Source organism: Nocardia sp. NPDC003345 (genome assembly GCF_053589395.1).
This window is the reverse complement of record NZ_JBSFRU010000188.1, coordinates 1-12146: the sequence shown is the minus strand read 5'-3', so window position 1 is coordinate 12146 and position 12146 is coordinate 1. Positions and strand designations below refer to the sequence as shown.

Annotated in this window: 12 protein-coding genes; 9 read left to right on the top strand and 3 right to left on the bottom strand. The window is 70.6% G+C overall.

Features of this window, described 5'->3' with window-relative positions; translation table 11 throughout:
- On the bottom strand, nucleotides 1-1180 hold a 1180-nt coding region (locus ACWDU1_RS20165), incomplete at its 3' end, for an acyl-CoA dehydrogenase family protein (protein WP_450000493.1).
- Between the two features lie 153 nt (nucleotides 1181-1333).
- Between ACWDU1_RS20165 and ACWDU1_RS20160 the strand changes: the two genes are divergently transcribed.
- Nucleotides 1334-2284 carry a TetR family transcriptional regulator gene (locus ACWDU1_RS20160; protein WP_450000491.1) on the top strand — a complete coding sequence of 317 codons (951 nt, stop codon included), beginning with the start codon at nucleotides 1334-1336 and terminating at the stop codon, nucleotides 2282-2284.
- Nucleotides 2285-2328: 44 nt separating this feature from the next.
- Here ACWDU1_RS20160 and ACWDU1_RS20155 read toward each other — a convergent pair whose 3' ends face one another.
- Nucleotides 2329-2994, bottom strand: coding sequence for a MerR family transcriptional regulator (locus ACWDU1_RS20155; RefSeq protein WP_450000489.1), 666 nt, complete (start codon nucleotides 2992-2994; stop codon nucleotides 2329-2331).
- Nucleotides 2995-3036: 42 nt separating this feature from the next.
- Complete coding sequence (locus tag ACWDU1_RS20150; protein ID WP_450000487.1) at nucleotides 3037-3423, bottom strand: hypothetical protein; 387 nt, start codon at nucleotides 3421-3423, stop codon at nucleotides 3037-3039.
- 291 nt (nucleotides 3424-3714) lie between these two features.
- On the opposite strand from ACWDU1_RS20150, the gene ACWDU1_RS20145 reads away from it, so the two are divergent.
- The 8 genes from ACWDU1_RS20145 to ACWDU1_RS20110 all read left to right on the top strand — a co-directional run.
- Nucleotides 3715-5325, top strand: coding sequence for an ABC transporter substrate-binding protein (locus ACWDU1_RS20145; RefSeq protein ID WP_450000486.1), 1611 nt, complete (start codon nucleotides 3715-3717; stop codon nucleotides 5323-5325).
- A 5-nt stretch (nucleotides 5326-5330) separates the two neighbouring features.
- Nucleotides 5331-6290 carry an ABC transporter permease gene (locus ACWDU1_RS20140; protein ID WP_450000484.1) on the top strand — a complete coding sequence of 320 codons (960 nt, stop codon included), beginning with the start codon at nucleotides 5331-5333 and terminating at the stop codon, nucleotides 6288-6290.
- Nucleotides 6283-7131 carry an ABC transporter permease gene (locus ACWDU1_RS20135; protein ID WP_450000482.1) on the top strand — a complete coding sequence of 283 codons (849 nt, stop codon included), beginning with the start codon at nucleotides 6283-6285 and terminating at the stop codon, nucleotides 7129-7131. The genes ACWDU1_RS20140 and ACWDU1_RS20135 overlap by 8 nt, the downstream gene beginning before the upstream one ends.
- Nucleotides 7128-7313, top strand: a complete 186-nt coding sequence (locus tag ACWDU1_RS20130; protein WP_450000481.1) for a hypothetical protein — start codon at nucleotides 7128-7130, stop codon at nucleotides 7311-7313. The genes ACWDU1_RS20135 and ACWDU1_RS20130 overlap by 4 nt, the downstream gene beginning before the upstream one ends.
- Nucleotides 7310-8959, top strand: a complete 1650-nt coding sequence (locus ACWDU1_RS20125) for a dipeptide ABC transporter ATP-binding protein (RefSeq protein WP_450000480.1) — start codon at nucleotides 7310-7312, stop codon at nucleotides 8957-8959. The genes ACWDU1_RS20130 and ACWDU1_RS20125 overlap by 4 nt, the downstream gene beginning before the upstream one ends.
- Nucleotides 8959-10041: an LLM class flavin-dependent oxidoreductase gene (locus tag ACWDU1_RS20120; protein ID WP_450000479.1), complete on the top strand. Its 1083-nt coding sequence runs from the start codon at nucleotides 8959-8961 to the stop codon at nucleotides 10039-10041. Before ACWDU1_RS20125 ends, ACWDU1_RS20120 begins: the two co-directional genes overlap by 1 nt.
- Before the next feature lies 1 nt (nucleotide 10042).
- The gene (locus ACWDU1_RS20115) at nucleotides 10043-11407 is read left to right on the top strand and encodes an NtaA/DmoA family FMN-dependent monooxygenase (RefSeq protein ID WP_450000477.1); all 1365 of its coding nucleotides are present in this window, start codon (nucleotides 10043-10045) and stop codon (nucleotides 11405-11407) included.
- Nucleotides 11404-12146, top strand: a 743-nt coding sequence (locus ACWDU1_RS20110) for an LLM class flavin-dependent oxidoreductase (protein ID WP_450000475.1), incomplete at its 3' end; no start/stop codon positions are given. The genes ACWDU1_RS20115 and ACWDU1_RS20110, both read left to right, overlap by 4 nt.

Here is a 12146-nt window from a genome sequence, read left to right as displayed (position 1 = left end):
GGGCATCCTCGGCGCGTTTGGCGATGGCCCAGCGGTGCACCTCGGAGGGGCCGTCGTAGATGCGGAACGGCCGGACCTCGCGGGAGAGCCGGGCCAGTGGCAGATCGTCGGAGACGCCGAGGCCGCCGCAGAGCTGGATGCTGCGGTCGACCACCCGGAAGATCGCTTCGGCGGCGAAGGTTTTCGCGATCGAGGTGGCGTTCGCGGCGTGATCACCGGTATCGAGTTCCCAGCAGGCGCGCACCAGTAGCGCGCGGGTGGCGGCGATATCGATCTCGTTATCGGCCACCATCTTCTGGGCCAGGCCGAGATTGCCGATCACCGATCCGAAACCTTCGCGTTCGGCGATATGGGCGACCGCGACATCGTGGGCGCGCCGGCAGGCGCCGAGCCAGCGCATCACATGGGTCATCCGGGCCGGACCCAGCCGGACCTGCGCGTATTCGAAGCCGCGATCGACGGCGCCGAGTACCGCGTCGTCGGGGACGAACATATCCTCGAAGAAGACCTCGCAGTGGCCGCCGATCATGGCGCGGTCCAGGGTGTCGATATGGCGGCCGACGCGCAGGCCGGGAGTATCGGCGGGCGCGAGGAACATGGTGGCGCCGCCGCGCTGGCCGGGTTCACCGGAGGTGCGGGCCATGACGATGAAGAATCCCGCGCCGTCGGCGCCGGTGATGAAATGTTTGTGCCCGTCGATCCGCCAGCCGCCGTCGGCCTTGGTGGCGCGGGTGGCCAGAGCCGAGGGGTCCGAGCCCGCGCCCGGTGCCGGTTCGGTCATGGCGAATGCCGAGCGCAGCTCGCCGCGGGCGAGTGGTTCCAGGAACCGGGCCTTCTGTTCCGGGTCGGCGATATGGGCGAGCATATGGACATTGCCCTCGTCGGGCGCGGCGATATTCAGGGCGGTCGGGCCGAACAGTGAGTACCCGGCCTCTTCGAATACCGGGGCGCGATCCGACATCGACAGGCCGTGCCCGCCGTATTCGACCGGCGCGTGCGGAGCGAACACGCCGGCGGCGCGCGCCTGCTCCTGCATCGTCACCCGGATGGCGTCGCCGCCGGCGACGGTGATGTCGCCGCGATGCTCGTCCTCGATCGGCAGCACCGTCTCCCGCACGAAATCGCGGGTGCGTTCCACCAGCTTCGTCACATCGGCGGAGTAGGTCAGATCGATCGGCACGGCAGTCCTCCTGGCATCCGGTGGATCGCCGTTTTACCGAGCGATCGCTCCGAATGAACATTCCCATCGCGCAGGCGGAATGTCAAAAGACCAGATCGGCCGGTGAGTCGGTCCGGCCGGAGTGCTGTCGAGTGTTCGGATAAGCTGAACGTCGTGTCCGATCCCGCTGTTCCGTCACCACCGCACGAGGCCCTCCGGGCCGCCCGCCGGATGAGTGGGGTCTCCCTGCGTGAACTGGCCCGCCGGATCGGGGTCAGCCCGGCGACGCTGAGCGCCGTGGAGAACGGCCGCACCCGGTTGTCGGTGACCCGGCTGGCGGCGGCGGCCGCCGCGCTCGGGGTGTCCGTACACGACGTGCTGGGGGAGGTTCCGGAGCGGACGCGTCCGGCCGCTCGCGGTCCGGCCTATGCATCGGCGTCCGGTGGGCGATGGCAGGACATGGATCCGGAGCGTCCACCGGCGAGTGCCGCGGGAGCAGGTGACCGGCTCGCGCCGGCGTCATGGCGTGAATTCGGCCCACTCGCCGCCGACCCCGTACTCGCGGCTGCCATCGCCTCGTTCGTGGAAGTCGGGTATCACGGCACCACCGTGCGCGCTCTGGCCCGCCGGGCGGGTACCAGCGTGCCCGGGCTCTACCACCACTACCGTGACAAACAGGAGGTCCTGGTGCGGATCCTGGATCTCACCATGGACGAACTGCACTGGCGGGTGCGGGCGGCCCGGGCCGAGGGCGGTGACGGGGTGGAACGGGTGCGGCTGATCGTGGAGGCGCTGGCGCTGTTCCACACCCATCGCCGGGATCTGGGCTTCATCGGCGCGAGTGAGATGCGCAGCCTGCTTCCCGGCGATCGGGCGCGGATCGCCCGCTCACGCAGCCGGATCCAGCAGATGCTCGACGACGAGATCGCGACCGCCTGTGCCGGCGGGGCGATCACGACGCCGCATCCGCGGGCGGCGGGGCGCGCGATCGCCACGCTGTGCACGGGAATCTCCCAGTGGTACCGGGCCGGTGGAGCGGCCGCCCCGGAGGAGATCGCGGCCCAGTACGGCAGATTCGCGCTGGACATGCTGGGCGTCGGGCCGGAGGTCGCCGAGGCGGGGTGAGCCGGATACGTCCCGAGGGCCGCGGGACGTGCCGTGCGAAATACTTATCGAGCCGGGTTTTCCGGATCCTGTCCGTGACCGCCGGGCCGGGCCCGGCCGAAACGTTCGCGCGAGGCCTCCGCGTGCGCGACCCGGCGCAGCGTCGCCATGAGCGCGTCGCCGAGGACCGTTCCGACGATCGCGCCTTCGACCAGATCCTCGGTCGAGGGCGCCGTGGCGAGTGCGTCGATATCGGCCCGGGCGACCCGCTGGGCCGCCTCCGCGTAGACCGGCAGCGCCTCGACCGCCCACTCGTGCCCGGCCACGCGGTAGGTGCGGACCGTATCGACCAGCGCCGCGACCGCCGGTGACCCCTGTGGTGGCCGCCAGCCCCGCTCGGCGATTATCGCGTTCACGCGGTCGGCCGCCCAGGCGCGATGCGCATCGTCGTCGGCGGCCGGGGTCCGGGGCAGGCCGTGCTGGGCGATGCCGAGGATGTCGTGCGGCGTGGTGCCCGGCTCGTCGATCGCGGCCAGGACCTCGCGGATACCGGACACCGGGAGTCCGCCGACATCCATGAGCGCCCGCACCAGGGTGAGGCGGCGCAGATGCGCGGCGCCATAGCGGGCCTGGTTGGGGCTGGTCAGTTCGCCGGGTGGCAGCAACCCCTCACGCTGGTAGTACTTGATGGTCGCGATCGGGATTCCGGACTCCCGGCTCAGCTCCGCCATCCGCATACGTTGTGACCTTTCGTTCGCGCACTCGTCGCTGCATCATGCCGGTGTCGCGGGCCGGGAGCGGGCCCAGGCGACCGCGAACGCGGCGGTGAAGGTCAGATGGACCACCAGGAACACCGCGGCCAGGTCCCGCGCCTCTCCGCTGAGTACACCCCAGATGTCGTTGAGCGCCACGATGCCGAAACCCACCAGGTTCGCCACGACGACGGTGTTCGCGACCGCGGCCGGCGCCGCCCCCCGCGTCATCCAGTTCAGGACCGCGATGCCCAGGAACGGGCCGCCCAGGAGCCGCAGCAGGGCGATGAGTTCGGGTGTGGCGTTCTCGGGTACCGCGCCGACGCCGAACTGCGCGGGCACGAGCAGTAGCGCCAGGCCGACCGCGGCGAGGTAGGCGGCGGCGAGAGCGAGCAATGTTCTGAGCATGGGGATGCGTCCTGTCCGGGGGCGGGATGACCGCTCGAATTTATGGATAGTGAAGGTATCCATAATGGAAAGATACGCTATCCGCTCTTGGGGGTCCAGACCGCGCTCCCGATGGCCGGAACACGCGCAGGTGGCTTCCGCTGCGGCGGTATTGGATTCAGCGTGATCGAGACCGGCGACGGGCCATCGGCAGCTCCCTAGTGTCGTCGTTACCAACCGGGTTTCGGCACGATCCCGCCCGGCCCGACGATGCCGCATCGGTGTATCCGGCGGTGCGATCCGGAGACTTCGATGACAAAACGCGTGGCCCTGTCCGGGATGTTCGCCGTGCTGCTCACCCTCACGGCGGCATGCGGGAACCAGGGACCGCAAGGTGGCGCGGCCGGTCCGCCGCAGCCCGGCGGCACCCTGCGCTACGGGCTTTCGCAGGCGCCGACCTGCGCCGATCCCGCACAGGCCGGTACCAACCAGACCATCTACGTCGCCCGCCAGGTCGTCGATTCCCTGACCGACCAGGATCCGGCGGGCGGGGAGCTGCGACCCTGGCTCGCGCAGCGGTGGGAGGTGAGCCCGGACGCCCGGACCTTCACCTTCCGGCTGCGCGACGGCGTGAGCTTCAGCGACGGCAGCCCGCTGACCGCGGATGCGGTGCGCACCACCTTCGATTCGATCGTGCACACCCTCGGCGGTGTCAAGGCTCCGCTGGCAGCGACCTACCTGGCCAACTACACCGGCACCCGGGTCCTCGACCCGCTCACCGCTCGGGTAGAATTCAGCGCCCCGAACGCCCAGTTCCTGCAGGCGACGTCCACTCCGCAACTCGGCATCCTGGGCGCCACCACCACGGCGGGCTCGGCCGAGCAACGTTGCCAGGGCGAGGTGGTGGGCAGCGGTCCGTTCACCTACGCCGAGTATCGCCAAGGCGATAAGGTCACGCTGCGCAAACGGGACGGATACCAGTGGGGCTCGGCGGTATTCGCGCATCAGGGTGCGGCGTATCTGGACGGTATCGAGTTCACGGTGGTACCGGAATCCGGTGTGCGCACCGGCAGTCTCGTATCCGGACAGCTGGATGCCATCAGCGACGCGCTGCCCCAGGACGCGCCCCAGATCGAGGCCGCGGGCGGCCGGGTGGTGACCGCGTCCAATCCCGGTGTCACCTTCGGCCTGCAGCCCAATGTGACCCGGGGCCCGCTGCGCGACCGCGCGGTGCGGACGGCGCTGCTCTCGGCGATCAACCGCCGAGAGTTGGTCGATACCGTGCTGGGACCCCAGTTCCGCACCGCCACGAGCCCCCTCGCCCGCACCACTCCCGGCTACGCGGATCTCGCCGCCGATCTCGGGTTCGATCCGGAGAAGGCGAAGGGGATTCTGGATCGGGCCGGCTGGGTTCCCGGTGCCGACGGTATCCGGGAGCGTGACGGCGCCCGCCTGTCCTTCGCGGTGCTGTTCAGTCAGGTGTTCGCCGGTAACCAGGCCGTTCTCGAACTGGTGCAGCAGCAGGTGCGCGGCGTCGGTATCGATCTGCGACTGGAGCTGGTGAGCACCCCCGAGTACACGGCGCGGCAGAACGCCAAGGATTTCGACGCGGTGTACTACAACAGCACCCGAGCCGACGGCGATATCCTGCGGACCGCGTTCGGCCTGGACGGACGCAACCTCAATGCCCGCGGCCCGATTCCGGAACTCGATCGTGTGCTGGCCGCCCAGCTGGCCGAGACCGACGCCCCGGCCCGCGCCCGGCTGATCGGTACCGCGCAGCGTCTTCTGCTCACCGAGGGGCTGTGGGTCCCGACCATCGAACTCTCCCAGGCGATCGGCGTATCGCCGGTGGCGCAGGGCGTGACGTTCGAGGCATCGGCGCGGCTGCAGTTCTTCGATACCTGGCTGAGCGGACGGTGACGCCGATGGCCGGGTATGTGCTGACGCGAGTTCTGCAGGCGGCGGGCGTCCTGTGGGCGGCCTTCACCGTGACCTTCGGGGTGCTGTACCTGCTCCCCGCGGACCCGGTGCAACTCGCGGTGGACGCCACCCCGGGTACCCCGGTCGACGCGGCCGCGGTGGCCGAACTCCAGGCCCGGTACGGCCTGGACCGGCCGGTCCTGGAGCAGTACTGGACCGCGCTCACCCATGCGGTGCGCGGGGATCTGGGCTATTCGCTGACCACCGGGCAGACGGTGACCGCCGCCATCGGTGAGGCGTTGCCCTCCACGCTCGCGCTGGCCGGGACCACGCTGCTGCTGGCCGTCGTGTCCGGCGGTGGCCTGGCACTGGCCGCGGCGTATACCGAACGCGGCTGGTTGCGGGAACTGCTCACCGCGCTCCCGCCCATCGGCACCGCGATGCCCACGTTCTGGGTGGGATTGATCCTGCTGCACCTGTTCTCGTTCCAGCTGCGGCTGGTGCCTGCCTTCGGCGGTACGGGGTTCTCCGGGACGATTCTGCCGGCGGTCACCCTGGCGGTGCCGGTGGGCGCGGTGATCGCGCAGGTGCTGTACAGCAATCTTGCCGATACCTGGCGGCAGCCGTTCGTCGCCGTCGCCTTCGCCAAAGGCGCCGCACGGGCAGGGGTGCAGTGGCGGCATGTGCTGCGCGCCGCGATCGGCCCGGCGCTGACCGTCGCCGGGGTATGGGTGGGCACGGTCCTGGCTGGATCGGTGATCGTGGAAACGGTTTTCGCGCGGGCGGGTGTCGGGCGGCTCACCCAGATCGCGGTCCTGAATCAGGACATTCCGGTGGTGCAGGGCATCGTGGTTTTCGGGGCCGCGGCCTATGTGCTGGTGAACCTGCTGGTCGATCTGGTGTATCCGCTGCTGGACGCGCGGGTGACCGACGGCGCGCGGGGTAGGGCGGTCACCTATGCCTGAGTCGAGCATCCTCCGCAAGCCGCGCACCGGGGGTCCGCCGCGGTGGCGGCCCGCGGCCGGTGTCGCGCTCTCGGCCGGAGTGCTGGTGCTCGTCCTCGGCTGGGCCGCGCTTCCGGGATTGTTCGCCACGGGCGATCCGCTGACCGGAGTGCCCGCCGAGAAGTTCCGCGGACCGGGCCCGGGGCACTGGTTCGGCACCGACAATCTGGGGCGCGATCTCTACACCCGGGTCGTGCACGCGGCCGCGCTGTCTCTGACCGCCACCGTGCTCGCGGTCGCCATCGGCCTGGTGGCCGGTTCGCTGCTGGGATTGGTGTCGGGCGCGGTCGGCGGCCGTTTCGACGGGGTGGTGATGCGGGGCGTGGATGTCCTGCTGTCGATCCCGGAACTGCTGCTGGCGCTGGCCTTGGTGACGGTGCTGGGTTTCGGTACCGGCAATGTCGCACTCGCGGTGGGCGTCGCGCTCATCGCGCGATTCGCCCGGGTGATGCGCGCGGAGGTGCTGCGGGTGCGGCGCGCGCCGTATGTGGAGGCGGCCTTCGCTTCCGGAGTGCGCTGGTACACCGTCCTGTTCCGCCATGTACTGCGCAATGCCTACGCCCCGGTCGCGGCGCTGGCGGCCGTCGAATTCGGGATGGCGGTGCTGGCGGTGTCCTCGCTGAGTTTCCTCGGCTACGGTGCGGCCCCGCCCACGCCGGAATGGGGATCGCTGATCTCCGAGGGACGCAACTATCTGGCCACCGCCTGGTGGCTCACCACTCTGCCCGGCCTGGTCATCGTCGCGGTGGTGCTGGCCACCCAGCGGCTCGGCCGGGTCCTCGCCCAGGAGGGATCGCGGTGACAGCGAACGACGAACACGGCATCCGGCCCGGCCCGCGCCCGCCGGCGGGCCGCGACGGACCGGAGACCGGGCCGGCCGTGGCGCTGCGGCGGATCGGCGCGTTCCTGAGCGCGGGCTGGTCCTTCCACACCGGCCTGGCCGGGCGGATGCCCGGGTTGTTCCTCGCGGGCGGACAACTGTGACCGTATCGGCCGGCCATCGTGGGTCCGGTGAGACGCTGCTGCGGATCGATCGGCTCGGCGTCGAATACCGGGCCGGTCGCAGGGTCACCGAGGCCGTCGGCGACGTATCGCTGACCGTGCGCACCGGCGAAACCGTCGCCGTCGTCGGTGAATCCGGATCGGGGAAGTCCACCCTCGCGCACGCGATCATCGGACTGCTGGGCGCCGGTGGCGAGATCACGGCGGGCCGGATCGAATTCGCCGGGGAACGGATCGACCGGCTGCCGCCGAAGGCCTGGCGGCGGATCCGTGGCGTGGGAATCGGCCTGGTGCCGCAGGACCCGGCGATCTCGCTGAATCCGGTACTGCGGGTCGGCGACCAGGTCGCGGAGACACTGCGCATCCACGGCCGCGCCGACCGCCGCACCGCCCGGGCCGAGGCGGTACGGATACTGGCCGACGCCGGTCTGGACCGGCCGCGATTGCGGGCCCGGCAGTTCCCGCAGGACCTCTCCGGTGGTCAGCGGCAGCGGGTGCTCATCGGTATCGCACTGGCCTGCGGGCCCCGGCTGATCATCGCGGACGAACCGACCAGCGCGCTCGATGTCACCGTGCAGCGCCGGATCCTCGACCATCTCGCCGGTCGCACCGCCGAAGCCGGGACCTCGGTCCTGCTGATCACCCACGATCTGGCGGTGGCGGCCGACCGCGCCGACCGGATCGTGGTGATGCACCGCGGCCGGATCGTGGAATCCGGGACGGCCGAGGAGGTGTTCACCCGGCCCCGGCACGACTACACCCGCCGCCTGCTGGACGCGGTGCCCACGACCGAGGGGTCCGCCCGCCCGGACCGCTCACCCGCCACGCCCGCGCCGCTGCTGGCGGCGCACGGACTGCACAAGAGTTTCCGGGTCGCGCGGGGTACCACCTTGGCGGCGGTGGCCGATGTCTCGATCACCGTGCGGCGCGGTGAGACGCTGGCGCTGGTCGGGGAATCCGGGTCCGGTAAATCGACCACCGCCCGCATGATCGCCCGGCTGGAACGTCCGGACCGCGGCAGCGTCGAATTCGACGGCACCGATATCGCCGCTCTGCGCGGTGCCCGGTTGCGGGAGTGGCGGCGACGCATCCAGATCGTCTACCAGAACCCCTACGCCTCACTGAATCCCGCGCTGAGTGTGGCGGCCATCATCGCCGAACCGCTGCGGGCCTTCGGCCTCGGGGATCGGGCGGGTCGCCGGGCCCGGGTGGCCGAACTGCTCGGCCAGGTCGCGCTACCCGCCGATATCGCCGCGCGCCGGCCGGCCGAACTGTCCGGTGGCCAGCGGCAGCGGGTGGCGATCGCCCGCGCCCTGGCGCTGCGCCCGGACCTGGTGATCCTCGACGAACCGGTGTCGGCGCTGGATGTCTCGGTGCAGGCGCAGATCCTGCGGCTGCTCGACGAACTGCAGGCCGAACTGGCGCTGAGCTATCTGCTGATATCCCATGACCTCGCCGTCGTCCGTGGCACCAGTGACCGGGTCGCGGTGATGCGGGCGGGCCGGATCGTCGAAACCGGCCGGACCGCCGAGATCTTCGAGGCACCGCGGCACGAGTACACCCGGGAACTGCTGCTGGCCGTACCCGGTGCCGCGGGCCGGCACCGGTCGAGAGAAAGGACCGCGTGATGTCGTCGCCTCTGCTGACCGCAGTCGAATTGGACGGTACCGGTACGCATCCCGCGTCCTGGCGGCGCGCCGATTCCCGTGCCGAGGAGTTGTTCACCGCCGGATACTGGGTGGACCTCGTCGTGGCCGCCGAACGCGCGGGCCTGGATCTGGCGTTCCTGCCCGATTCCTTCGCGTTGCAGGCCGAAGGTGTGCGCGGCCGGCCGGAAGCGGCCGGTATCGCGGCCCGGGTCGCCCCGGCCACCGGGCGGATCGGCCTGATCCCGCAGATCCCGGTCACCCATACCGAACCGTTCCACGTATCCAAGGCGGTCGCCTCGCTGGACTATGCCACCTACGGCCGGGCCGGCTGGGAGGTGACGGTGTCCCCGGGCGCGGCACAAGCGCGGCTGTTCGGCCGGAAATCCGAACAGCCGCCGGAATCACTGTGGTCGGAGGCCGGTGCGGCGATCGAGGTGGTGACCCGGCTGTGGGACAGCTGGGAGGACGACGCCGAGATCCGCGACGCCCCGACCGGGCGCTTCATCGATCGCGGCAAACTGCACTACATCGACTACGCGGGCGAACATTTCGCGGTCAAGGGCCCGTCCATCACCCCTCGGCCGCCACAGGGGCAGCCGCTGGTCGCGGTACGGGCCGCGGGAGCCGAGGCCACCCGGATCGCGGTGCGGTACGCCGATCTGATCCGCGTGCGCACCGGGGATCTGGAATCGGCCGCCGAAACCCGCCGGGTATTGCGGGCCGCCGCCACGGCCGCCGGCCGGGATCCCGACCTGATCCGCGTCCTGCTCGATATCGAGGTCCATATCGCGGTGACCGAGAAAGTCGCCTCGGACGAGGTCTCCCGGCTGCAAGCGTGGGCTCCCGCCCCGGACACCGGCACCCTGCGCCATATCGGGACGGCCCGCTCGCTGCGCGCCCTGCTCGATACCGCGGAACGGCGGGAGGCCGCCGACGGTGTGGTCCTGCGGCCGCTCGCGCTGCCCGCCTTCCTGGCCCGGCTCACCGCCGCGCCCACCACCCTGCGCGGTCGCCTGGGGCTACCGCGCCCCCTCAACCGGTACACGACCGAACGGGTATGACATGGCGATATCGACACCAGGCAGACAGGTCCACCTCGCCGCCCACTTCCCGGGCGTCAACAACACCACCGTATGGAACGATCCCGAATCCGGTAGCCAGATAGATTTCGATTCGTTCGTCCATCTGGCCCGCACCGCCGAACGCGGGTTGTTCGATTTCTTCTTCCTCGCCGAGGGCCTGCGGTTACGCGAACATCGCGGCCGTATCCACGACCTGGACGTGGTGGGGCGCCCCGATACGCTCACCGTGCTCAACGCGCTGGCGGGCGTCACCGCACGGCTCGGGCTCGCCGGCACCATCAACACCACCTTCAACGAACCGTTCGAACTGGCGCGGCAATTCGCCACCCTGGACCATCTCTCCGGGGGCCGGGCCGCCTGGAACGCGGTCACCTCCTCGGACGCGTTCACCGGGGAGAACTTCCGCCGGGGCGGCTATCTGCCGCACGCTCATCGCTATACCCGGGCCGCCGAGGTGATCGCCGCGACCCGGGCACTGTGGGACAGCTGGCCCGACGACACACTCGTCGTCGACCGGGAGCGTGGCGTATTCGGCGGTCCGGTGCCGGAATTCCGTTTCACGAGTGAGCAGTTCGATATCACGGGCCACTATGTGCTGCCGCGCAGTCCGCAGGGATATCCCGTGCAGATCCAGGCGGGGGACTCCGAGGAGGGCCGCGAGTTCGGCGCCGCCACGGCCGACGCGATCTTCAGCCGGCACGGCGAACTCGAGGACGGGCAGCGCTTCTACACCGATATGAAGAACCGGCTCGCCAAATACGGGCGTACTCGCGACGAACTGCTCATCCTCCCGGCCGCCACCTTCGTTCTCGGTGACGATCGCGCCGATGCCGAGGAGCGCGCCCGGCATATCCGCCTGCAGCAGGTCGGCCCGCAGACCGCGATCGCCTTCCTCGAACAGGTCTGGGGCCGTGACCTCTCCGGCTACGACCCCGAGGGCCCGCTGCCCGATCTGGATCCGGTCGACGACGCGACCATCACCCGGGGCCGGGTCCGGCACGCCAAGGATCCGCTCGCGGTCGCGCGGGACTGGCGGGACCGGGCGCAAGCGCGGAACCTGAGCATCCGTGAGTTGATCATCGAGGTCACCGCACGGCAGCAGTTCGTCGGTTCACCCGCCGAGGTGGCCGCCGATATCGACCGCTACGTACAGCAGGACGCGGCCGACGGGTTCATCCTCGTACCGCATCTCACTCCGCACGGCCTGGACGAATTCGTCGACAAGGTGATCCCGGAACTCCAGGACCGCGGCAGCTTCCGCACCGAGTACACCGGCAGCACCCTGCGCGACCATCTCGGCCTGCGGCACCCCCATCGAACCGGAGAACAGGTGAAGGCGTCATGACGATACCGCTGTCGGTGCTGGATCTCTCCCCGATCAGCACCGGATCCGATGCCCGGCAGGCGATCCGCAACACCGTGGACCTGGCCCGGCGCGCCGAGGCGTGGGGTTACCGGCGGTTCTGGGTCGCCGAGCACCATTTCGTGGCGGTGGCCTCGTCCGCACCCACCGAACTCATCGCGCTCATCGCCGCCGCCACCGAGACCATCCGGGTGGGATCGGCCGCGGTACAGGCGGGATATCGGACCTCGGCGTCGGTGGTGGAGGCGTTCGGGACCATCGACGCGCTGTATCCGGGACGGCTGGATCTCGGGCTCGGCCGTTCGGCGCACCGGATCCCGCCCACCTCCGCCGCACCGCCGTCTCCGCCCACCCCGGTCCGGCCCACCGTGGTCCGCGACGGCGTGGTGGTGCCGCCGCCGTTCCCGCTCGCGCAGTTCCGCGATACCCGACGGCTCGCGGCCTCCCTCGAAGCGCTGCGGCTGCCGGGCGCCGAACCGCTGGACTACGGCCGGCAGGTCGCGGAGATCCGCGCGCTGCTCGACGGTACCTACACCACCTCCGACGGGGTACATCTGCGGGCCGTGCCGGGGCAGGGCGCGCAGGTGCAGTTGTGGCTGTTCGGGAGCAGTGGCGGCGAGAGCGCCCAGTTGGCGGGGCGGCTCGGGCTGCCGTTCGTCGCGAACTATCACGTCTCACCCGGAACCGTGCTGGAAACCGTCGAGGCCTACCGTGCCGCGTT